The 20,938-nt window shown below is 59.6% G+C and carries 19 protein-coding genes and 1 tRNA gene; 11 read left to right on the top strand and 9 right to left on the bottom strand.

Annotated elements, in window-relative coordinates; translation table 11 throughout:
* Nucleotides 1-6: 6 nt before the first annotated feature.
* From lpoB to hinT, 4 genes are all read right to left on the bottom strand, one after another.
* The gene (gene lpoB, locus AB5Y99_RS03260; RefSeq protein ID WP_005344633.1) at nt 7-603 is read right to left on the bottom strand and encodes a penicillin-binding protein activator LpoB; all 597 of its coding nucleotides are present in this window, start codon (nt 601-603) and stop codon (nt 7-9) included.
* Nucleotides 603-1,001: a YcfL family protein gene (locus tag AB5Y99_RS03255; protein WP_368208694.1), complete on the bottom strand. Its 399-nt coding sequence runs from the start codon at nt 999-1,001 to the stop codon at nt 603-605. The genes lpoB and AB5Y99_RS03255 overlap by 1 nt, the downstream gene beginning before the upstream one ends.
* An 82-nt stretch (nt 1,002-1,083) precedes the next feature.
* Nucleotides 1,084-2,520, bottom strand: coding sequence for a COG3014 family protein (locus AB5Y99_RS03250; protein ID WP_368208693.1), 1,437 nt, complete (start codon nt 2,518-2,520; stop codon nt 1,084-1,086).
* A complete protein-coding gene (gene hinT, locus AB5Y99_RS03245; RefSeq protein WP_033135280.1) occupies nt 2,520-2,870 on the bottom strand; it encodes a purine nucleoside phosphoramidase in 351 nt (116 codons plus the stop codon). Before hinT ends, AB5Y99_RS03250 begins: the two co-directional genes overlap by 1 nt.
* A 252-nt stretch (nt 2,871-3,122) precedes the next feature.
* Between hinT and AB5Y99_RS03240 the strand changes: the two genes are divergently transcribed.
* Nucleotides 3,123-5,135: a methyl-accepting chemotaxis protein gene (locus AB5Y99_RS03240; RefSeq protein WP_368208692.1), complete on the top strand. Its 2,013-nt coding sequence runs from the start codon at nt 3,123-3,125 to the stop codon at nt 5,133-5,135.
* Nucleotides 5,136-5,210: 75 nt separating this feature from the next.
* On the opposite strand, the gene AB5Y99_RS03235 is transcribed toward AB5Y99_RS03240, so the two are convergent.
* Nucleotides 5,211-6,086, bottom strand: a complete 876-nt coding sequence (locus AB5Y99_RS03235; RefSeq protein WP_368208691.1) for a 6-pyruvoyl tetrahydropterin synthase family protein — start codon at nt 6,084-6,086, stop codon at nt 5,211-5,213.
* Between the two features lie 80 nt (nt 6,087-6,166).
* On the opposite strand from AB5Y99_RS03235, the gene AB5Y99_RS03230 reads away from it, so the two are divergent.
* From AB5Y99_RS03230 to AB5Y99_RS03210, 5 genes are all read left to right on the top strand, one after another.
* On the top strand, nt 6,167-7,510 hold the full coding sequence (locus tag AB5Y99_RS03230; RefSeq protein WP_042053202.1) for a dihydroorotase: 1,344 nt from the start codon (nt 6,167-6,169) through the stop codon (nt 7,508-7,510).
* A gap of 112 nt (nt 7,511-7,622) precedes the next feature.
* Nucleotides 7,623-7,699 (top strand) — tRNA-Pro (locus tag AB5Y99_RS03225).
* A 203-nt stretch (nt 7,700-7,902) separates the two neighbouring features.
* Nucleotides 7,903-8,334 (top strand): hypothetical protein, encoded by a 432-nt coding sequence (locus AB5Y99_RS03220; protein WP_076492150.1) that lies wholly within the window; start codon nt 7,903-7,905, stop codon nt 8,332-8,334.
* A 204-nt stretch (nt 8,335-8,538) separates the two neighbouring features.
* Nucleotides 8,539-9,798: a dicarboxylate/amino acid:cation symporter gene (locus AB5Y99_RS03215; protein WP_005334018.1), complete on the top strand. Its 1,260-nt coding sequence runs from the start codon at nt 8,539-8,541 to the stop codon at nt 9,796-9,798.
* Nucleotides 9,799-9,902: 104 nt separating this feature from the next.
* A complete protein-coding gene (locus tag AB5Y99_RS03210) occupies nt 9,903-11,522 on the top strand; it encodes a methyl-accepting chemotaxis protein (RefSeq protein WP_043819406.1) in 1,620 nt (539 codons plus the stop codon).
* A gap of 63 nt (nt 11,523-11,585) precedes the next feature.
* On the opposite strand, the gene AB5Y99_RS03205 is transcribed toward AB5Y99_RS03210, so the two are convergent.
* Nucleotides 11,586-12,188, bottom strand: coding sequence for a DUF924 family protein (locus tag AB5Y99_RS03205; protein ID WP_368208689.1), 603 nt, complete (start codon nt 12,186-12,188; stop codon nt 11,586-11,588).
* A 251-nt stretch (nt 12,189-12,439) separates the two neighbouring features.
* Here AB5Y99_RS03205 and AB5Y99_RS03200 point away from each other — a divergent pair, with 251 nt between their 5' ends.
* The 3 genes from AB5Y99_RS03200 (at nt 12,440) to AB5Y99_RS03190 (ending at nt 15,422) form a co-directional block, all read left to right on the top strand.
* The gene (locus tag AB5Y99_RS03200) at nt 12,440-12,580 is read left to right on the top strand and encodes a hypothetical protein (RefSeq protein WP_193558150.1); all 141 of its coding nucleotides are present in this window, start codon (nt 12,440-12,442) and stop codon (nt 12,578-12,580) included.
* A 1-nt stretch (nt 12,581) separates the two neighbouring features.
* Nucleotides 12,582-13,502: a DUF808 domain-containing protein gene (locus AB5Y99_RS03195; RefSeq protein WP_042053196.1), complete on the top strand. Its 921-nt coding sequence runs from the start codon at nt 12,582-12,584 to the stop codon at nt 13,500-13,502.
* 123 nt (nt 13,503-13,625) lie between these two features.
* Nucleotides 13,626-15,422 (top strand): M3 family oligoendopeptidase, encoded by a 1,797-nt coding sequence (locus AB5Y99_RS03190; protein ID WP_368208687.1) that lies wholly within the window; start codon nt 13,626-13,628, stop codon nt 15,420-15,422.
* A gap of 63 nt (nt 15,423-15,485) precedes the next feature.
* Here the strand turns inward: AB5Y99_RS03190 and AB5Y99_RS03185 are convergent, their stop codons facing one another.
* Entirely contained in the window at nt 15,486-16,892 is a 1,407-nt protein-coding gene (locus AB5Y99_RS03185) for a nucleobase:cation symporter-2 family protein (protein WP_100646258.1), read from the bottom strand.
* A gap of 505 nt (nt 16,893-17,397) precedes the next feature.
* On the opposite strand from AB5Y99_RS03185, the gene ycfP reads away from it, so the two are divergent.
* The gene (ycfP, locus tag AB5Y99_RS03180; protein WP_005334000.1) at nt 17,398-17,937 is read left to right on the top strand and encodes an alpha/beta hydrolase YcfP; all 540 of its coding nucleotides are present in this window, start codon (nt 17,398-17,400) and stop codon (nt 17,935-17,937) included.
* Nucleotides 17,938-18,011: 74 nt separating this feature from the next.
* Nucleotides 18,012-19,304: an NAD(P)/FAD-dependent oxidoreductase gene (locus AB5Y99_RS03175; RefSeq protein ID WP_019445491.1), complete on the top strand. Its 1,293-nt coding sequence runs from the start codon at nt 18,012-18,014 to the stop codon at nt 19,302-19,304.
* 84 nt (nt 19,305-19,388) lie between these two features.
* Here the strand turns inward: AB5Y99_RS03175 and AB5Y99_RS03170 are convergent, their stop codons facing one another.
* Both AB5Y99_RS03170 and pflA read right to left on the bottom strand, forming a co-directional pair.
* A complete protein-coding gene (locus tag AB5Y99_RS03170) occupies nt 19,389-20,030 on the bottom strand; it encodes an energy-coupling factor ABC transporter permease (RefSeq protein ID WP_368208685.1) in 642 nt (213 codons plus the stop codon).
* Between the two features lie 87 nt (nt 20,031-20,117).
* Nucleotides 20,118-20,915, bottom strand: coding sequence for a pyruvate formate lyase 1-activating protein (pflA, locus tag AB5Y99_RS03165; protein ID WP_005333994.1), 798 nt, complete (start codon nt 20,913-20,915; stop codon nt 20,118-20,120).
* Nucleotides 20,916-20,938 lie beyond the last annotated feature (23 nt).

The raw sequence follows: 20,938 nt of genomic DNA, 5'->3' as shown, positions 1-20,938 counted from the left end.
AGCCGGTTACCAGCCAAAGGTGGATTTCTTCGCCTGTTTGCGGATCTCTTTTTGGTCGGCCCACAGCAGTTCGCCGTTTTGCAGATCCATCAGGTTCATGGTCATCTGGTAATAGACATCCTTCACCTTGCCATTGTCCTTGACGATGCTGCTGAGGTTGCCATAGACCATGTAGCGGGCGCCGGTCTGCTTGCCCAGACGGACCATGGAGGCCGGGTCTACCATGCCGCTGCTCTGCTGGTATTCGAGCTGCTGTTTGACGGCGGCGACCTTGCTCATGTCGACGAAGCGGAATTTGCCGGCCCGCAGCAGCTTGGTGCGGATGGTATCGGTGATGGCTTCGGTATCGATGTGCTCGGAGGTTTTGTTGCGGATGGAGTCCATAAACATCACCGGACGACCGCCTGCGGTGATCTCGCTGGTGGCGGGGGAGGCGAGCATGGAGTCCGCCATCTTGTCGGCGATGGCCTGCAGATCGCTTGAGCCGTAATCGACTGTGACGGTTTCGGTTTCAGTGGGATCGCCATAGCTGACGGTGGTGCTGGAGCAGCCGCCCAGCAGCAAGGCAGAGGTCAATATCAGCAGGGCATGATTCATTTTCATCAGTTGGATTCCTCAATCACTTCGCGTACGTAAATCCGGTAGCCCTGCGCCGCCGGGCTGGGCGCCAGGGCCGAGAGGGTGCGGGTCTGATAGCCATGCAGCTTGATGGGGGTCCAGCCGCGGCCATCGCTGGCGACCTCCTGACCGGCCTCATCATACCAATAGAACATATATTGCAGCTTGTTATCGCCGCGCTGGGTGCTGGCGGCAGCCACATTGACCTGCAGCAGGCCGTTTTGCTGGCGGCGGCTCAGCTCGGTCAGGGTGACGTTGACGTTTTGATGCTGCTCCAGCGTGGGGGCACCGCCCGCCGGGCCATAGAGCGCAATGCCGGAGGTATTGGTGGCGCAGCCGTTGAGCAGTAGCGCGAGCCCGAGGGCCAACCCGTATGCTTTCATCTTGCTCTCCTTAATCGGGGTGAGTGGGGCAGCGCGTGAGCCTGCCCGTTAATCGTCTCGTTCATCTGAATTGGCCGTGTGTTCAAAGGGGCATCACCCGGGTGGTCAGACCGGCGCCGAGGCGCTGTACCCAGACCAGGGTGGTGCGGCCCTTGTGGATGGTGAGCGGCAATTGCCGCTGCGCTGCCCCCGCGCCCAGGGTGAGATTGATGTCACCTGCCGGCACCATCCCCTGCCAGCTCGATGCCTGAGCTGGCAGCGTCAGCCAGCTGCGGGTATCGGCCCGCTCCGAGAGGGTGTTGAAGATCCCCACCAAAATATTGCCCACATCCCCTCCCTCTTTGGCGGCGGTGCGGCGCATCTGCTCCTTGGCCACCAGTCGCAGCGCCTGGCGGGTCAGCATGCCGGGCAGCCGCTCCTGCAGATCTTTGGCTGCCAGCGCTTCCAGCCTGACCAGCTCGCTGGTCTGCTCGACCCGTTTGCCGACTTCCACCGTCAGCGGCCCCGTATCGCTGGCCCGATTATCGTAATAGGGGATGGCGACGGTAAAGGTACGAAAATCGCCGCGAGAGGTGGAGATGGGCAGCGGCAGGAAGAGTTCGCGCCGTGCCGGGATCAAACCATCTTCAAACAGCACCACCAGTTGGCCCTGATCTTTCGCAAGCGGCGGCGCTTTGCGGCCTATCTTTTTCTCGGTCTCGCGGATCTCGTCCGGCGAGCCACGCAGCCGCGCCAGACGCAGCAAGGCATCTTGCAGGCTGCGGTTGTCCGGCGCTATCTGGTAGCCGCGCTGATAGTCGACCCAGGCGTCGTTGAGATCCCCGGCCGCCTCATAGAGCACGGCGGAAAAATAGAAGGTGTAGGCGTTCTGAAAACCGTTCTTGACCTTGCCGATCAACCGGTCGAGATCCGGTGCGCCGCGCGACATCAGCTGGCGCATCTCGTCTTCTGCTTCGGCCTCTTCGCTCTCATCCTTCGCCTTGCGCATCTCATCGGCTCGCCGTTTCAGGGCCTGCTCCTGCACCTGATTGGCCCGGCGCACCTCCACCAGGGCGCCATCGGCATCACCCCGTTGCAGATAGTTGAGGGCCAGATAGTGGTGCAGCATGGTGCGTTCGTAATCGGGAGTACGATAGGCCATCGACTGATCGTTGGTGAGCAGACTGCCCACCTGATCCAGACCGTGGCTCAGCCGGTATTCGGCCTGATTGTCTTCCCACTGAAGGCGGCTGTCGGCGGCAGCGAACGCCTGCTTGCTGCCCGCATCCTGACCGGCGAGCCAGGCAATGCGCCCCTGTTCGAGCCGATCCAGCACAAAGGTGTCATCCCCAAGGGTGGAGTCGCGCACCTCGGGCAGCGCCTCGGCGGCATGGCCCAGCAGCAGCTGGTTGCGCAGTGGCACCATCTGATCGGAGTAGGAGACGAACATATCCTGCCAGCGGGAGGCGCAGCCTCCCAGCAACAGCAGGGCGCCGCAGAGCAGCAGGGCGCTGCGGCAGGTTGAGGCGTTGCGATTCATTACAGGCTGAGCAGCGGTCCCAGCGGCTGGCCACCGACCAGATGCATGTGGATGTGGTAGACCTCCTGCCCGCCGTGGCGGTTGCAGTTCATGATGAGGCGGTAGCCATCTTCGGCGATGCCCGCATCGCTGGCCAGCTTGCGGGCCACGGTGAACATCCGGCCAAGGGCCAGTTCATGTTCGGCTTCCACGTCATTGACGGTGGGGATCAGCACATTGGGGATGATCAGAATATGGGTCTTGGCCTTGGGCTGGATATCCCGGAATGCGGTGACCAGATCGTCTTGATAAAGGATGTCGGCGGGGATCTCTTTACGGATGATTTTGCTGAAAATGGTTTCTTGCGCCATGGCTAACTCCCTTATATGAAACAGAAAATTGAACTAGAACCCCAAGCGGCTCCCGAAAGGGGGGCGAGCAGCACGCCAAGTGTGACACAAGCCGACATTTGACACAGCTGATGTCCCATTCCCTTCAGTTATTGTTAAAAATACCGATAGCCAGAGGGACGTCATCTGCAGCGCCTGTTCAGGGTGGTCTGCAGGGTATCAAAAGGACGGGGTACTCAGGCAAGGGACTTTTGCATATACAGCGGGACAATAATGAAACAAACAATGTCGGATCTCTCCATCTTGCAGCGAGTCTACCTTGGCTTCGCGATCCTGGTGGCCGTGATGGTGGCCAGTTCACTGCTCACATTTCGTAGTCAGGAGACCCTGGGGAACGCACTGGAGCAGGTTACCCAGCAGTCTATGCCGCTGGTGATTGCCAGCAGTCAGACCCAGATCACCCTACTCAGCGCCAACAAGTGGCTGGGGGATGTGCTCACCGAGCAGGATCCCAAACAGCTGCCGGCCGAAGTGGCCGAACTGAAACAGGCCAAGGCTGCGGTGGGCAAGAGCCTCGACGTCTTGCGCCAGCAGGTGGCCCACCACCCCGAACTGCAAGGGGAGATGAGCAGCCTCAGCCAGCAGGTCGACAGCTACCTGCAACTGACCGATACCCTGCCCGGCGAACACGAGGCGCTGCTCACCCGACTGCACAAGGTCAATCTGGCCAAGGGGCAGTTTCAGGTCAGTCTGCCCCAGTTCAAGAAGAGTCTGGGTGACATGATGGTCACCATCGACGACAGCTTTATCAAGATGCTCTCCGAGACCCTGACCACCAAGCTCTCCGCCATCGAACTCTCCACCATGGACGCCCTCAATCAGACCATTCCGGCTCCCATCGAAGGGGCGCTCAAGCGCAACAAGATGCAGATCGAGGGGTTCAACAGCACCATCAAGGATCTGCAGGGGGAGCTGAAGAACTTCGAGAACGACATGGGCCACTATGTTCACGGCTTCGTGCGCGACACCACTGCAAGCGAAGGCGTGCTCTCCCAGTATCTGGCGCTGATGAAGCAGCAGGAACAGATGCGGGAGAAGAGCAAGCAGGCTAGCGCTCTCATCGTCGAGATCCAGAACCGGCTTGAGCGGATCACCGGCCAGAGTCAGCAGCTGATGAGTCAAAGCATTGCGCACGCCAAAGCCACTCAGAGCCAGAGCACTCTGACCCAGGGAACCAGCATCGTCGTCGCCATCCTGATCGCCATGCTGGTGGCTTATACCCTGGGCAAGGCCATTCGCCGTCCGCTCAGGGAGTTGCTGCGGGTGCTGACCGAAGTGACCCAGGGCGACATGACTCAGCGCATCGGTTTTCAGAGCAAGAACGAATTTGGTCTGCTGGGCAGCCAGATCAACCTGCTGATTGCCCAGATGGGGGAGGTGCTGGCGCAGCTTTCACAAGCGTCGGCCCAGCTTAACGATGCTGCCCACGGCAATCGCCACACCACCGAATCGGTGCGGGCGGATCTGGAAAAACAGCGACAGGAGACCGCCTCGGTCGCCGCTGCCATGACCCAGATGGAGGCCTCGGTGCGGGAGGTGGCGCAGGCTGCCAACCAGACCCTGGAACGGGTGCAGGATGTGGAGAAGGCCTCCGAGATGGGGCGCAAGGTGATGGCAGGCAATATCACCACCACTCATCAACTGGCGGGCAAGCTGCAACAGACCGGCAAGGTGATTGGTGATGTGAGTGCCATGAGCAGCCAGATTGGCAACATCCTCGATGTCATTCGCGGCATTGCCGAGCAGACCAACCTGCTGGCCCTCAACGCCGCCATCGAAGCGGCGCGGGCCGGCGAGCAGGGGCGCGGATTTGCGGTGGTGGCGGATGAGGTGCGCAGTCTGGCGGGCCGTACCGCCCAGTCCACCAGCGAGATCCAGACCATGATCGAGAACCTGCAGCAGGGGGTCGCCAAGGCGGTGACCGTGATGCAGGAGTGCTCTCGCGAGATGGACAGCTGCGTGGATCAGAGCTCTCACGCCAACAACGCCATGGAGGAGGTGCAGGGAATTGTGGTGCTGATCAGCGACATGTCGAGTCAGATCGCTTCTGCCGCCGAGCAGCAGCAAGCCACCAGCGCCGATATCGCCACCAACCTCAACCGCATCTCCGATATCTCGGATCTCAACTATCAGGGGATCGAGCGGGTAGCCGAGACCAGCCAGCAGCTGGACTCCCTTGCCGAGCAGCAGGAGAGCCTGGTCAAGCGCTTCCGCCTCAGTGCCTGATGGTTGTATGTAAAAATAATAGAGAAGGCCCCGCAGATGCGGGGCCTTCTCTTTATTGCGGCAGTGACAAGGGGATCAGGCGTAGGCAATCGCGCCCTTGCCGACCCCTTCATAGGCGACAATCTTGACGAACTTGTCGCCCACCATCTTCTTTACTTCGCGAGCGATGTAGCAGGCCAGCAGCTCAACCGTGGTGTCAGTGTCGATCATCTCCACCTCGGCGCTGGGAATGGCCAGCTGGAACAGCCCTTGCGGCGCCACATATTTGAAGCCGCAGTGATGCTCGCCAAGCTGGGCATTGGCGCGGGGGCTCAAAGCGAGCTCGGTCAGCGCCACCTTGTCCTCCTCGGTGCCGAGGTAGATATCGCCCCAGCGTTCGGCCCAGTTGAGCTCAAGCTCCTGGTCGCGCTCGCCATCGACGTGGATCTCGATGGGAGAGCGGTGGCCGTGGGCGATACGCTGGCAGTTGCCATCGTGCTTTTTCAGACCGTGGCTGTAGTGGTAGAAGGCGCCGGTGATCGCCTCCTGACGCAGAGTCAGAGAGAGATCCTTGATATTGCCCGGCAGCCGTTTGGTCAGCACCGCCAGCAGGTAGCGGGTCACCGACTCTTTATCAACTTGTGGGGCCGGGATAAAGGCGAAGCCCTGGGATGGGCAGCGCAGATGGATAGAGCGACCCGGGCGCAGCAGATCCACTGTGCTTTCGTCACCATCCAGTGTCTCGACGTGGATCAGCGGGCACTCGGTCGGCACCAGCAGCTTGTGGTCCACCTCTTCATCGATGATCGATTTGATCAGCTTCTTTACCCGGCCAAAGTCCAGCAGCATGCTCATTTCGTTGAGCTCACCGCTCATTTCGATATCTACCAGCCAGCTCTCACCCACCATGCCGCGGCGTTCGCACAGGTAGCTGGAGTCGATCACGGTCAAATCTCTTACAAATAACTTCATCAGTCAGGCCTTGCTACAGAGAAAGGGCAGTTTTGCGCTATTATGACCCGCGATTATCGGCAAAGGAACTGGAACCCCCCATGAACAAACTGCTTATCAAGAATGCCACCCTGGTCAACGAAGGCCGTATCTATGCCTCCGATGTGTTGATCGAGGGGGAACGGATTGCCCGCATCGCCCCGGATATCGAGGCGCCCGATGCGCTGGTGATCGATGCCGCAGGTCGCCATCTCATCCCCGGAATGATCGATGATCAGGTCCACTTCCGGGAGCCGGGATTGACCCACAAGGGGACTATCGCCAGCGAATCCCGCGCCGCCGTCGCCGGTGGCACCACCAGTTTCATGGAAATGCCCAACGTCAATCCCCAGACCACCACCCTCGACGCCCTCGAAGCCAAATACCAGATCGCCGCCAACTCCTCCGTCGCCAACTACAGCTTCTATCTCGGCGCCACCAACGACAACCTTGAAGAGATCAAGCGTCTCGACCCCAAGCAGTCCTGCGGGGTCAAGGTGTTTATGGGCTCCTCGACCGGCAACATGCTGGTGGACAATCAGGAGACCCTGGCGGCCATCTTCCGCGAAAGTCCGGTGATGATCGTGACCCACTGCGAAGACACCCCGACCATCGCCAAGGCGGAAGAGGCGGCGCGGGCCAAGTGGGGCGAGAATGTGCCGATGGGCGAGCACGGCCGCATTCGCAGTGACGAGGCGTGCTACAAATCCTCCAGCATGGCGGTGGCGCTGGCGAAAAAATACGGTGCCAAGCTGCACGTGCTGCATCTGACCTCGGCCAAGGAGCTGTCGCTGTTTACCGCCAGCCATGACCTGAGCGAGCTGAAGGACAAGAACATCACCGCCGAGGTGTGTGTGCACCACCTCTTCTTCAATGATGCCGATTACGAGACCCAGGGCAGCCTGATCAAGTGCAACCCTGCGGTGAAGAGTGCCGCCGACCAGCAGGCGCTGCTGGATGCGGTACGCAACGATGTACTCGACATCATCGCCACCGACCACGCGCCCCACACCTGGGAAGAGAAGCAGAACAGCTACTTCAAGGCGCCGTCTGGCGTACCGTTGGTGCAGCACTCTTTGCAGGCGCTGCTGGAGCTCTACCACAACGGCGTGTTTACCCTGGAGACTATCGTCAAGAAGACCTCCCATGCGGTGGCCGAGCGCTTCCAGGTGCAGGATCGCGGTTATATCCGCGAGGGCTACTTCGCCGATCTGGTGCTGCTGGATCTGGGCAAGCCCTATGTGGTCAACGATGACAACATCCTCTACCACTGTGGCTGGTCGCCCTTCAACGGCTACCGCTTCCACAGCACGGTGGAGATGACGCTGGTGAACGGCCAGATCGCCTGGCAAAACGGGCAGGTGACTGACCAGATCCTGGGTAAGCGGCTGACCTTTAACCGCTGATTGTTCGCAAAGCAGGCGAACGCACCGTGGCCGAGGAATTGGCGGCGTTTCCCTGTTGACAGGGCAGGGTCATCTCCATAAACTCTGCCCCCGTCAGCCGAGCTGACTCCGTCGGTGTGTAGCGCAGCCAGGTAGCGCATCTGCATGGGGTGTAGAGGGTCGGAGGTTCGAATCCTCTCACACCGACCAAATTCCCCGGTAAAGGCCTTGTCAAACGACAAGGCCTTTTCTTTTGCCTGCGATTTGCCGCACAGGCGCGAAGCCTGTGGTGATGGCTTGCGTGAGCAGATTGTGGAGCCACCGCGCTTTATGGTGTAGTAACGACTCTGTTGCTCATTTGCCTGGCGAGGCCTCTCGTGTCTGCATCCGTATCTAAACCCTGTTGTCTGCTGATGCTCACCCTGCTGCTGGTGGGCTGCGCCACCCCTTACGAGAGTGAAAAGTCGTTCTGGAATGGCCAGACCGGTTTTTCCCAGACCCGGCTTGGCCCGGACAAGTGGCAGTTGGAGTTTGTCGGCAACGATCTGGTGGACAGGGAGACCGCCCGCAAATATGTGCTCAAGCGGGCAGGGGAGCTGGCATTGGCAGAGGGTTACTCCTGGCTCAAGGTCGATGAGCTGACCATTAACCGCGATGCCGTCAGGGTGACCCCATCACGGCCGATCTTCGGCTTTGACGAGGATGAGCCGGATCTCTTTATGGCCCAGATGCAGGTGCAGCATACCATCTCGGCGCTGCTCACTTTTCGCCTGTTGCCACGGGCACTCGATGAGCGAACTCTGGATGCGAAATATCTCGCCGAAATCAAAATAAACAGTGATTAATATTGGTTGATTGCAAGATCTATATCACATACACCTAATGGCAGGATAAAATTCTGGAGAAAGCCTCTAGATTTACCCCCTGCTTTTAGGCATTCTCCCAGCATACCAGCCGCCAGGAATCAACGGCTCGGATCACAAAAACGGACTGTAGTGGCTCCCACGCCACTGTTTACGGCTTGCACCAATCAAAACCGGGACTCCCCCATGAAAATGAATAAACTGACGGTCGCCATCCTCATCTCCATGATGTTTGGCATCCTCACCGGCCAGGGCTATCGGATGTTTGCCGCAGATCAGGCTGCGGATTTCGCCAATAATATCACGATCCTGACCGATATCTTCCTGCGCCTGATCAAGATGATCATCGCTCCCCTGGTCTTCACCACCCTGGTGGTCGGTATCGCCAAGATGGGCGACACCCGCACCGTGGGTCGTATCGGTGCCAAGACCCTCGGCTGGTTCATGCTGGCCTCCCTGATGTCCCTGAGCCTGGGTCTGGTGATGGTGACCCTGATGCAGCCGGGTGTGGGTCTCTCGCTCTCCCTGCCCAATGACACCGCCAGCTCGGGCATTGCTGCCGGTGCCATTACCCTGAAAGATTTTGTGACCCACGCCATCCCCAAGAGCGTGGTCGAGGCGATGGCCACCAACGAGATCCTGCAGATCGTGGTCTTCTCCCTCTTCTTCGGTCTGGCTGCCGCCGCGCTCGGCGATCTGGCCAAGCCGGTAGTGGTGCTGATGGCCAGCGCTGCCGAGATCATGCTGAAAGTGACCGGTTATGTGATGAACTTTGCGCCGTTCGCGGTGTTTGGCGCCATCGCCGCCATGGTGGCCAAAGAGGGGCTGGGTATTCTGGTTACCTACGGCAGCTTTATGGCCCAGTTCTATATTGCGCTGGCCTGTCTCTGGCTGCTGCTGATCGCCATGGGCAGCGTCTTCCTGCGTGGTCGCGTCATCAAGCTGTTGGCGATGATCCGCGAGCCTATCCTGCTGGCTTTCTCGACCGCCAGCTCCGAAGCGGCCTATCCGAAGACCCTGGATCGTCTGGAGAAGTTCGGTTGTGACAAGCGCATCGCCAGCTTCGTGCTGCCGATGGGGTACTCCTTCAACCTCGACGGCTCCATGATGTACTGCACCTTCGCGGTGATGTTCATCGCCCAGGCGTATGGCATCGAGCTCTCCATGGCCCAGCAGATCACCATGCTGCTGCTGTTGATGGTCACCTCCAAGGGGATGGCCGGTGTGCCGCGCGCCTCTCTGGTGGTGATTGCCGCTACCCTGAACCAGTTCCATATTCCGGAAGCGGGCATCCTGCTGCTGCTGGGGATCGACCACTTCCTCGACATGGGGCGCTCTGCCACCAACGTGCTGGGTAACGCCATCGCCGCCAGCGTGGTCGCCAAGACCGAAGACAGTCTGGGTGAAACCGTCGCGCTGGGTGAGAGTGAGCCAGCCAAGGCCTGATCACAACGCCATGAAAAATAAACAACAACGGCCCGCCAATGCGGGCCGTTGTTGTTTATGGCTCGTCTACACTGCTAGATAGTTTCCATCTGGAGTGTACGGTTATGAATATTGCTCGTCGACTGCAACTGATAGCGCTGTTGGTGATGCTGACGCTCATTTTTCTCAGCTGGTTCAGTATCAATCGCCTTGGGGCAGGCAACCGTGATTTGAGCTATGTGACGGACAATACGGTGCCCAGTATTTCGCTGATTAAGGAAGTGCAGGCCGATTTCTATGAATTGCACTCGCTGGTACAAACACATGTGCTCAATACCGACTCAAGCAAGATGCAGCAGATTGAAACGGGTATCACCGAGATACGGGGACAAATCAATTCGCTGCTCGACAAATATAAGGCAGAGATGCTCTCCAATGATGAAGATCGGCGCCTGACTGACGATGATCAACGCATTGTCGCGCAATATTATCAGGAGATAGACAAGGTTCTGCAGCTCTCCCGCCAAAATAAGAATGATGAAGCCAGAGACATGCTGGCGGGAGAGGCATACGGACTGTTCAAGCAATTTGCCAAGGCAATCGAGCTTCACGTCAACTTCAATATGGATTTGGGACTGGCGCTCAAGAAGCAGGGTCAGGAGAACTACGACAACAGCCTGCAAACCCTGTTGTTGATCGCCGGTGGTGCCACCGTGCTGACGATGGGGCTGTTTGTCTGGTTGTTCAATCAGGTGGCCAATCCCCTTCGCACCGCCATGGATACCCTGACCCGGATCCAGCGTGACCTCAACTTTACCCTGAGAGCTGATGTGAAACAGCAGGATGAGATTGGCCTGACCCTCAATGCGGTCAACCGGCTGCTCGATACGCTGCAACAGACATTTACCGAATTTTCCGTCGGCAGCTTGCAGATCAAGAGCACCGCCGAATCCCTCTCTCAGGCAGCGCAGCACCTGGCCAGCTCGGCTAATCAGGCCAATGATGCCACCAGTCTGATCGCCGCCGGTGTGGAAGAGATGACGGTCAGCATCACCGATATCTCCCAGCGTACTCAGGAGACGAGCCGCATCACCAATGAGTCGGGGCAGCTGGCGACCGAGGGAGGCCGGACCATCGAGCGCACCGTTCATGCCATCAACGAGATCGCCGACTCCATTCGGCAGGCCTCGGCCGAGGTCATTGCGCTGGGTGAGGGCATTTCGCGCATTGGCGGTGTGGTCAACGTGATCCGTGATGTGGCGGGGCAGACCAACTTGCTGGCCTTGAACGCGGCCATTGAGGCGGCGAGGGCCGGAGAGTCCGGCCGTGGCTTTGCGGTGGTGGCAGATGAAGTGCGCAAACTGGCTGAGCGCACAGCCCAATCCACCCAGGAGATCTCCGCCACGGTAGAGGCGATCCAGCAGGAGTCGAACAATACGGTCTCCCGCATGCATCTGGTGGAGGAGAAGGTGAGCCAGGGGGTCACCATGGCGACAGAGAGTGGTGCCATTATTGCCGAGATCCGCAGTGCGTCGCACCGGGTGATGGATCAGGTGGGCGAGATCACCAATGCCATCCGCGAGCAGAGTTCGGCCGCCGAGTCGATCGCTCATCAGGTAGAGCAGATTGCTCAGGTCGTGCAGCAAACCAGCAGCACAGCGGAAGAGACCTCAGCCGCCGCCGAGGAGCTTAATGTCACCACCGAGAGCATCCACCAGCAGATATCCCGCTATCGTATTCAGTAACGCCTAGAGTTGTTATCCATCCGCAATCCCCGCCAGCTGGCGGGGATTTTTTGTATGGCTTGCTTAGAAGCCTGAGCCCGGTTGCTGCAAAAATACCGCCTCTTCCGGTGTGCTGGTGCGACCGAGTATGTCGTTGCGGTGGGGGAAGCGGCCAAAGCGTTCGATGATCACCTGATGACGACGGGCAAAGTCGGCAAATCCGGCAAAGGTCGCCTGCACCGGTGTGCCAGCCTGCTCGGCAGCGAGTGCCTCGAACAGCGCCACACTTCTGGCCTGTTGTTCGCGGGATTCGGCATGCTCCAGCGGCAGATAGAAGAAGACCCGCTCCAGTGGCGAGAGGGATTTGTCCGCCCCGATGGATAGCCCTTTCAGGCAGAGATCCCTTGCCTGCGGATCCTGGGCAAAGGCCGCAGGCGTGCCGCGATGGATATTGCGGGGCAGCTGGTCGAGCAGCAGGATCAGCGCCAGCCTGCCGTGGTGTAGATCGGCCCAGTCGGCCAGCTCCCCGTTGGCGGCCGCCTCTGCTTGCGCGCCAAATTGCTTGGCCAGCAGGGCATCCGTTTCGCTGCTTTTCCCCCACCAGAGGGGGGCTTGCCGTGTGGCCCGCAGGACGTCATCGGCTTCGTCGCCAAACCAGAGATCGAGCAGAGGTTGCCAGGGTTGCATGGGAACTCCTTGAGGTGATTCAGAGGGAACCAGGAACAAATGGCTCAGGGGTGCTGCCGAAACGGCGGCTTCTCGTTACACTGTGCCATCTTTTGCCCGAAAGACGTAACCCCCCGATGGTGAGCGCCGAATTCTTGGCTCGGCCGATGATGGCCTGCGATCGCCATGAGGTGGTCCTGTTGACCCTGGTGGTTATCGGGACGTACGCCACCCTCCCGGGGTTGTTCTCATTGATATAAGGAATCTTTGATATGGCCGGAACCAGTTTGTTGGCCCTGCTCGATGATATCGTCAGCGTGCTTGATGACGTGGCGCTGATGACCAAGGTCGTGGTGAACAAGCGCGAGATATTTTTCGGGAAGACGTTTCTCACTGATATAAGGGATCTTTGATATGGCTGGAACCAGTTTGTTGGCCCTGCTCGATGATATCGCCAGCGTGCTTGATGACGTGGCACTGATGACCAAGATGGCGGCGAAGAAGACTGCCGGGGTGTTGGGGGATGATCTGGCCCTCAACGCGGAGCAGGTTTCCGGGGTGCGCGCCGAGCGGGAGTTGCCGGTGGTGTGGGCGGTGGCCAAGGGCTCATTTCGCAACAAGCTGATTCTGGTGCCCGCCGCCATCGCCATCAGTGCGCTGGTGCCCTGGCTTATCACGCCGCTCTTGATGTTGGGAGGTGCCTACCTCTGCTTTGAGGGGGCCGAGAAGCTGGCCCACAAGTTCCTGCCTCATGAAGTGAGCGAGGGTGAGGCACACACTGCTCCTATTCCCGATGATCTGGTGGCCTTCGAGCAGCAGAAGGTGAAGGGAGCGATCCGCACCGATTTTATTCTCTCTGCCGAGATCATCGTCATCGCCCTTGGCACGGTACAGGGTGCAAGCCTCGCGCTGCAGCTCTCGGTAGTGGCGGGCATCGCCCTGCTGATGACCATCGGGGTCTACGGGTTGGTGGGGCTGATCGTCAAGCTCGATGACATCGGTCTGCATCTGCTGCAAAAGCCCGATGGCAGCGCCCTGCGCCGCGCGGTGGGGCAGGGACTGTTGGTGACGGCGCCCCGTCTGATGCACCTGCTGGCACTGGTCGGCACCATCGCCATGTTTATGGTGGGCGGCGGCATTCTGGTGCATGGCTGGCCCTTTGCCCATCACCTGATTGAAGGCGCAGCCGCTGTCGTTGCCACCCTGCCCACTGTAGGGGCCGTACTGGCGGCGGTGACGCCGACCCTGCTCAACGCCGTGGCCGGTGTGGTGGCGGGTCTGCTGCTGGTTGCCGTGATGACGCTGGTGAGCCGTCTTGCCCCGGCCAAGGGATAAGCGAGCTTGCGGGCCATGTTCTCTTTTTTCCTCCCTTCATTTTTTGGCCGTCGGGTTGCCCGGTTTCGGACTTGCTGCCCGCAGGTCTGTTGCGCCTCCCGATAAAGGCCTTTGCGAGAAGCTATGTATCAACAACAGTGGAATAACGACCATATCTACTCGGGCCTCGACAGCCCCGAGCTGGAAGCGGACATGAACGCTGCCCGCCACGCGCTGGAAGAGCTGGCCAGCTATATGGCAGGTCTGGACGGGGTGCGCGGCGATGACGCAGCGCTGCAGGATTTCTTGCGGGAAGTGCGGCTGCGCGCCCGCGATATCCGCCATGTCGGCTGGAACGTCGCCATTCTGGCGGCGTGCCGAGGTAGTCAGGATGCGCGGGATCCGCAGGCCAAACAGCTGGCGTCCCGTGCCCGCGCCCTTAATGCCGATCTGTTCAAGACGCTCGCGCCGGTGGAAGATCTGATGCTGGCGTTGCCGGAGGAGGAATTCGCCGCGCTGATGGCGGATCCGATGCTCGGTGAAGAGGCGTACCGCCTGCGCCACGAGCGTCGTTTGCAGGATCAGCGCTTGCCGGTGGAGGCGGAGCAACTGGTGATCGGTCTGGGTACCGATGGCCTGCACGCCTGGGGCAACCTCTACAACGATCTGGTGGGCAAGATCCGCTTGACCATTGATGGCCGCGAGATGGGGCTGGCCGAGGCGAGCAATCTGCTCTCCAGTCCGGTGCGTGCCCTGCGCCTTGAGGCGTTCGATGCCATCAGCGCCGGTTGGGAAGGTGAGCAGGAGACGGTTGCCGCTATCCTCAATGCCCTCAACGGCTGGCGGCTGGAGCTGGCCCGTCAGCGTGGCAAAACCCGTGTGCTCGATGCGCTGGATCTCTCCTGCCACCAGAGCCATATCGAGCGTGCCACCCTCGATGCCCTGATGAGCGAAACCTGGCGAACCCGTGGATTGGGCCAGCGGGCGCTGGAGCTGATGGCCGAGCGCCTTGGTCTCGACGATCTGGGGCCGGAGGATCTCTTTGCGCCGCCTCCGGCTTCCAGCAGCCGCGACATTCCTTTTGATGAGGCGATCGAGTTGATTGCCGATGCCTTTAGTCGTTTCGATCCCGAGATGGGGGCGTTTGCCCGTATGATGGCCGAGAAGGGGTGGATTGATGCGGCGCCCACGCCAAATCGCCGCACCGGCGCCTACTGCACCAAGTTTGCCGAACCGGTAGAACCGCGGGTCTTCGTCACCTATGCTGGCACCATGGACAACGTCATTACCCTGGCCCATGAGCTGGGCCACGCCTGGCACAACTGGGTGATCCGCGATCTGCCGATGAGTCAGCGCAGCTATCCCATGACGCTGGCGGAGACCGCCTCCATCTTTGCCGAAACCCTGGTGCGTAGCGCCTTGTTTGAACAGGCGCAAAGCCCGGAAGAACAGCTGGCCATTGCTTGGGCCGAGGCCGACGGCGCGGCCACCTTCCTGGTCAATATCCCGGCTCGCTTCGATTTCGAGCAGGCCTTGGTGGCCGAGCGGGCGCAGGGTTATGTGTCAGCAGAGCGGCTCAAGGCGTTGACCGATGAGGCGTGGGGACGCTGGTATGAGGGGAGCCTGACCCGCTATCACCCGATGTTCTGGGCGGCCAAGGCGCACTTCTCCATCGCCGGGCTGGGCTTTTACAACTACCCCTATCTGTTCGGTTATCTGTTCAGCCTCGGGGTCTATCAGCAGTTGATGAGCCGCAAGGCGGCGGGGGAAGAGGGCATTGCCGAGGCCTATCGCGCCTTGTTGCGCGATACCGGCCGGATGAGCGCCGAAGATCTGGTAGCCAAGCATCTGGGGCAGGATATCCGTGAGGCCGCCTTCTGGCAGGGGAGTCTGGCACAAGTAGCGCAGGCGGTAGAGCGCTTCGCACAGTTGCCTGCCTGATTGGGTCAGCGGTGATATGAACAACAGGCCCCCGGACAGTCTCGCTGTCCGGGGGCCTGTTTGTTATGCCTGCTCTTGCTGCGGTTTGATGGGACCAACGAACAGAGGACGGGTCTGGTGAGTCAGATCTGGCTGATAGCCGTTGAAGAAGAGGTTGAGCAGTACCGAGCTGATGGTGGCCAGCAGGATACCGCTATGAAAAAGCGGTTGTAGCTGCGCCGGAAGCTGCTGGAAAAAATTCCCGGAGACCGTCGGGATCATGCCAATTCCGAGACTGATGGCGACGATATAGAGGTTGTGGCGGTTGCTGTTGTAATCGGTGCGCGCTAGGATGCGAATGCCGGTGGCCAGCACCATACCGAACATGACGATACCGGCGCCCCCCAGCACGAAGGGCGGGATTGAGGCGACCAGCACCGACATCTTGGGGATGAGGCCAAAGGCGAGCAGGATCCCCCCCGACATCACGCAGACCCAGCGACTCGATACCCCGGTCACGCTCACCAGGCCGATATTCTGGGAGAAGGAGGTGTGGGGGAAGCTGTTGAATATCCCACCAATAATGGTGCCGATGCCATCCACCCGCAGCCCGCGTACGATATCACCGCGCCTGGCCGGATGGCCGACGATGTCGCCAAGGGCCAGAAACATCCCCATGGATTCGATAAAGGTGATGAGCATGATCACCGTCAGAGTGGCGATGGAGATGGGATCGAAGGTGGGCCAGCCGAAGGCGAAGGGCACTATGGGGGCAAACCAGGCTGCCTCGCCGAGGCCATCGAGGCTTACTTCGCCCATGGCGATGGCCACCGCGAAACCGAAGATGATCCCGAGCAGCACCGAGATATTGCTGAAAAAGCCCTTGGTGAAGCGGGTCACCAGCAGGATAAAGACGAGCACCAGAAAGCTGGTGCCGATATAGCGCAGGCTGCCATATTCCGGATTACCCTTGCCCCCCGCCATCCAGTCGATCCCCACCTGCATGATGCTGATCCCGATGGAGGTGATAACCACCCCGGTCACTACGGTGGGGAAGAGTGGCATCAGCCTACCTATCAGCGGCACCAGCAGGGTCGAGATGATACCGGCGGCAATGGTGGCGCCGAAGATGCCCGTCAGCCCCAGATCCGGGTTGGCTCCGATGGCCAGCATGGGCATCACGGCGGCAAAGGTGACCGACATGATGACCGGCAGCCGGATCCCGGCAAAGCGGCCAATCCCGACACATTGCAGCAGGGTGACGATGCCGCAGCAGAAGAGATCCGAACTGATAAGGTAGGAGATTTGATCCTTGGGCAGCCCCAGACTTCCGCCAATCACCAGCGGCACCGCCACGGCGCCGGCGTACATCACCAGCACATGTTGCAGGCCGAGGGTAAAGAGTTGGCCCATGGGGAGCATGCGCTCCACTTCATCCACCGGGCGCTTGCGCGCACCCGGTCGGGGGGAGGGGGGATTGGTCTCGTTCATGAACAGATCACTCCTTGAAGCCCGCGCAACTGCTACAGGCAAGATAGTGAAAGCCGCAGCTTTCCCGGTCATTGATCTCGTGTATTGACAGAGGTGCCAGATCCCTCGGCAGTAGTGAGAGGGATCCTGTGCAGCACGGGTCAGTGCACAAAACATGCACAACGCCACTCATGAGCAAAAACGTTTGGCGATAACGCCTTGTTTTTGCGGGATGAGTCACATACCGGCCAGATAAGTGTCCGGCTGCTGGCAGGGGAAGGAGGTGGGGGCATCTCAGATTGGTAAGGGGTTTATCATTATTGGTCTGGCGATCTCACTTTGATAGCCGGGCAGCATAACGTTGCTCGCAATGCGCCCCTCTGCATGTGACGGCGCTCGCGGGCCGCAGGGCGCAATCGGGGGCGGGGGCGTGATCCAAAGCAAGAAAGTTGGATGTTTTGGTGGCGCACGGGGCTGCCGCTGGGGTAGTTTCGATAAAACCGACACAGCTCCTGAGGTCTTATCCATGATCATCTATCTGCATGGCTTTGATGCCACCAGCCCAGGCAATCACGAGAAAGTGCTGCAGTTGCAGTTTATTGATGATGATGTGCGTTTCGTGCACTACAGCACGGTTCACCCCCGTCATGATATGAGCCATCTGCTCAAGGAAGTGAAAAAACAGCTCGATATGAGTACCGATCCCAAACCGCTGATCTGCGGCGTGGGTCTTGGTGGCTACTGGAGCGAGCGGATCGGCTTTCTGTGCGGCATTCGCCAGGTGATCTTCAACCCCAACCTCCATCCGGAAGAGAACATGCAGGGCAAGATCGACCGGCCGGAAGAATATGACGATATCGGTACCAAGTGTGTAACTGAATTTCGTAAGAAAAATTCAGGAAACTGCCTGTGTATCCTTTCCGTTCAGGATGAAGTGCGCGATAATCGGGACACTGAACGTGAATTGAAGAACTATTACGACATCGTGTGGGATGAGCGCGAGACTCATAAGTTCAAAAATATCTCGCATCATCTGCAGCGGATGAAGGCCTTCAAAGAAGCCTGATCCATCACGTCGACCGATTTCGTTTTAGGGAGCCAATGGCTCCCTTTCGTTTTGAGGAACCGAGGAAAATCATCATGATGAATATTGTCGTTGTAGGCGGCGGCGCCGGTGGCCTGGAGCTGGCCACCAGTCTGGGTCGCAAGCTTGGCAAGAAGAACAAGGCCAAGATCACTCTGGTTGATCGCAACCGCACCCACCTGTGGAAACCCCTGCTGCACGAAGTGGCCACCGGCTCCATGGATGCGGGCATCGATGCCCTGAGCTACCAGTCTCACGCCAAGAACCACGGTTTCGACTTCCAGCTCGGCACCCTGACCGACATCAAGCGTGACGATAAACGCATCGTGCTGGCCCCGATCCACGACGACAATGGCGACATCGTGGTCAACGAGCGCGAGCTGCCCTACGACTATCTGGTGATGGCCATCGGTTCTGTCTCCAACGACTTCAACACCAAGGGCATCAAGGATCACTGTATTTTCCTCGATAGCCCCTCCCAGGCGCACCGTTTCCACAACAGCATGATGAACCGCTTCCTGCAGTTCGCCACCGAATATAAGCCGGGCGACAAGGTGAAGATTGCCATCGTCGGCGGCGGCGCAACCGGCGTCGAGCTCTCTGCCGAGCTCTACAACGCGGTCGAGCAGCTCTACGCCTACGGCTTCAAGAACCTCACCACCGACAGCCTGAAGGTGACCCTGGTGGAAGCGGGCCCGCGCATTCTACCGGCTCTGCCGGAGCGCATCAGCGGCGCCGCCCATCAGGAGCTGGTCAAGCTGGGTGTGGACGTGCGTACCGCCACCATGATCACCGAAGCGACCAGCGACGGTCTGCACACCAAGGATGGCGAGCTGATTGAAGCTGACCTGATGGTGTGGGCGGCCGGTATCAAGGCACCTGACTTCATGAAGGATATCGCTGGTCTTGAGACCAACCGCATCAACCAGCTGGTGGTGAAAGAGACCCTGCAGACTACCCGTGATGAGAACATCTTCGTTATCGGTGACTGCGCCGCCTGCCCGCAGCCGGATGGCAAGTTCGTGCCGCCGCGCGCCCAGTCTGCCCACCAGATGGCCAGCCAGGCGTTCAAGAACATTCTGGCCAAGATGAACGGCGGCGAGATGAAGCCTTACCTCTATCACGACCACGGTTCGCTGGTCTCCCTCAGCCGCTTCTCCACCGTGGGCAGCCTGATGGGCAACCTGATGCGCGGCTCCATGATGGTGGAGGGCTACATTGCCCGTCTGGTCTACATCTCCCTCTACCGGATGCACCAGATCGCCCTGCACGGTTACGTCAAGACCGGCCTCATCATGCTGGTGGGTCGCATCAACCGGGTACTGCGCCCGACCCTGAAGCTGCACTAAGCCGGGATTTGGCAACATGTTGAATACCAAAAGGAGAGGCGATGGCCTCTCCTTTTTTATGGGCGCAGATCAGGAAAGAGAGAGCTACTTGCCCAGATAGGTGCGGTCGAAGAAGGTATTGACCCAGTGAGGGCGGTAGATGGCCAGCACCGTCATCGCCATGCCGTTGAGCAGGGCTTCGGGGAACAGCAGCAGTGGCCAGATGGAGAGGTAATCTGCCGTGATGGTGTGCCAGGGGTAGCTGTCACTTAGCCCCATCAGCAACGCACTGGCGGCCACCTTGACCGAGATGGTGATGGCGCCGCCGAGAAAGGCGGCCACGAAGATATAGACAAAGAGGTGGCGCGGCAGCCAGGCCCAGCTGGCCAGAAACAGCAGCCAGCTGGTGGCTACCGGCAGGGCGATGCCCACCAGCGCTTGCCAGCCAAAATCGGCCAGATTGGTGACACCAAAGTAACCGAGCACCAGCAGGGTCAGGCAAGGGGCGAGCAGTGCCAGCCGCCAGCCAAGCAGCAGGGTGAGGGAGGTGAGCCCGAGAAAATGGACCTCCAGCCCCTCATGCAGACCGGCCCTTAGATACCAGAGCGGCACCAGCACGATGGCACTGCCCAGCAACAGGTGCTGATAGAGGGGGTTGTCATGGAGGGTCTGCCACAGGGAGCGGCGCAGGCTGAAGGCCAGCAGTACCAGCCAGATCAGGAGGGCGGCGAGTTGTCCTTCACTCATCTTGTCGTCCATTCATGCAGTAGAGTCCGGGCGGCCTTCCCGACCGCCCATAGCAGAGCAGGCTGACGAGTCAGCCTGCTTTTACCATCAATATTTGACGTTGTTGTGGTACTTGCCGAGGATGCCCTTGACCCGTTCCATGGTCTCCTTGCTGGGGGGCTTGATCCCGCTCAGCTCGTACGGGTCGCCCAGCACATCCCACTTGTGTTTGCCGAGCTCATGGTAGGGGAGCAGCTCCACCTTCTCCACGCTCTCGCCCAGCTCGGCGATAAACTGACCCAGCCCTTCGGCGCTCTCGTCGTCATCGCTCCAGGTCGGTACCACCACGTAGCGGATCCACATGGTCTTGCCTTTGGCTGCCAGATAGCGGGCAAACTCCAGGGTGTATCTGTTGCTGACGTGGGTCAGCGGAATGTGTTTCTCGTCATTGATCTGTTTGATGTCGAGCAGTACCAGATCGGTCTGGTCGAGCAGCTTGTCCACCTGTTCGTCGAGATGACGGACGAAGCCGTTGGTGTCGAGACAGGTGTGGATCCCTTTCTCTTTGCAGGCGGTAAAGAGTTCGGTAATGAAAGCGGGTTGCAGCATGGCTTCACCGCCGGACGCTGTCACACCACCGCCGGAGGCATTCATGAAGTGGCGATAGCTGGTGATGTCACTCATCAACTCCGGTACGGTCACTTCGCGGCCACCTTCGGTATCCCAGGTATCGCGGTTGTGGCAGTACTTGCAGCGCATCAGGCAGCCTTGCATGAATACGATAAAGCGTATTCCCGGGCCATCGACAGTGCCGCAGGTTTCGACGGAATGGATCCGGCCAACGGTGCCGTGAGCTCCGGCTGGCTGGCTGATTTCAACGGCAGGGATCCGATTAATGACAGACATAAACAACTCCAACGATTCGAGCA

It is taken from the genome of Aeromonas sp. R4-2 (assembly GCF_040908295.1).
Taxonomy (GTDB): Bacteria; Pseudomonadota; Gammaproteobacteria; order Enterobacterales; family Aeromonadaceae; genus Aeromonas; species Aeromonas veronii.
This window is presented reverse-complemented; position numbering and strand designations above follow the sequence as displayed.

Coding starts and splice junctions, on each gene's coding strand:
- AB5Y99_RS03220 (WP_076492150.1), top strand. CDS start 7,903: ATGCTCACCCTGCTGCTGGTGGGCTGCGCCACCCCTTACGAGAGTGAA.
- AB5Y99_RS03170 (WP_368208685.1), bottom strand. CDS start 20,030: ATGAGTGAAGGACAACTCGCCGCCCTCCTGATCTGGCTGGTACTGCTG.
- AB5Y99_RS03240 (WP_368208692.1), top strand. CDS start 3,123: ATGAAACAAACAATGTCGGATCTCTCCATCTTGCAGCGAGTCTACCTT.
- lpoB (WP_005344633.1), bottom strand. CDS start 603: ATGAAAATGAATCATGCCCTGCTGATATTGACCTCTGCCTTGCTGCTG.
- AB5Y99_RS03190 (WP_368208687.1), top strand. CDS start 13,626: ATGTATCAACAACAGTGGAATAACGACCATATCTACTCGGGCCTCGAC.
- AB5Y99_RS03200 (WP_193558150.1), top strand. CDS start 12,440: ATGGCCGGAACCAGTTTGTTGGCCCTGCTCGATGATATCGTCAGCGTG.
- AB5Y99_RS03230 (WP_042053202.1), top strand. CDS start 6,167: ATGAACAAACTGCTTATCAAGAATGCCACCCTGGTCAACGAAGGCCGT.
- AB5Y99_RS03195 (WP_042053196.1), top strand. CDS start 12,582: ATGGCTGGAACCAGTTTGTTGGCCCTGCTCGATGATATCGCCAGCGTG.
- AB5Y99_RS03210 (WP_043819406.1), top strand. CDS start 9,903: ATGAATATTGCTCGTCGACTGCAACTGATAGCGCTGTTGGTGATGCTG.
- pflA (WP_005333994.1), bottom strand. CDS start 20,915: ATGTCTGTCATTAATCGGATCCCTGCCGTTGAAATCAGCCAGCCAGCC.
- AB5Y99_RS03255 (WP_368208694.1), bottom strand. CDS start 1,001: ATGAAAGCATACGGGTTGGCCCTCGGGCTCGCGCTACTGCTCAACGGC.
- AB5Y99_RS03185 (WP_100646258.1), bottom strand. CDS start 16,892: ATGAACGAGACCAATCCCCCCTCCCCCCGACCGGGTGCGCGCAAGCGC.
- AB5Y99_RS03215 (WP_005334018.1), top strand. CDS start 8,539: ATGAAAATGAATAAACTGACGGTCGCCATCCTCATCTCCATGATGTTT.
- AB5Y99_RS03205 (WP_368208689.1), bottom strand. CDS start 12,188: ATGCAACCCTGGCAACCTCTGCTCGATCTCTGGTTTGGCGACGAAGCC.
- AB5Y99_RS03235 (WP_368208691.1), bottom strand. CDS start 6,086: ATGAAGTTATTTGTAAGAGATTTGACCGTGATCGACTCCAGCTACCTG.
- hinT (WP_033135280.1), bottom strand. CDS start 2,870: ATGGCGCAAGAAACCATTTTCAGCAAAATCATCCGTAAAGAGATCCCC.
- ycfP (WP_005334000.1), top strand. CDS start 17,398: ATGATCATCTATCTGCATGGCTTTGATGCCACCAGCCCAGGCAATCAC.
- AB5Y99_RS03250 (WP_368208693.1), bottom strand. CDS start 2,520: ATGAATCGCAACGCCTCAACCTGCCGCAGCGCCCTGCTGCTCTGCGGC.
- AB5Y99_RS03175 (WP_019445491.1), top strand. CDS start 18,012: ATGATGAATATTGTCGTTGTAGGCGGCGGCGCCGGTGGCCTGGAGCTG.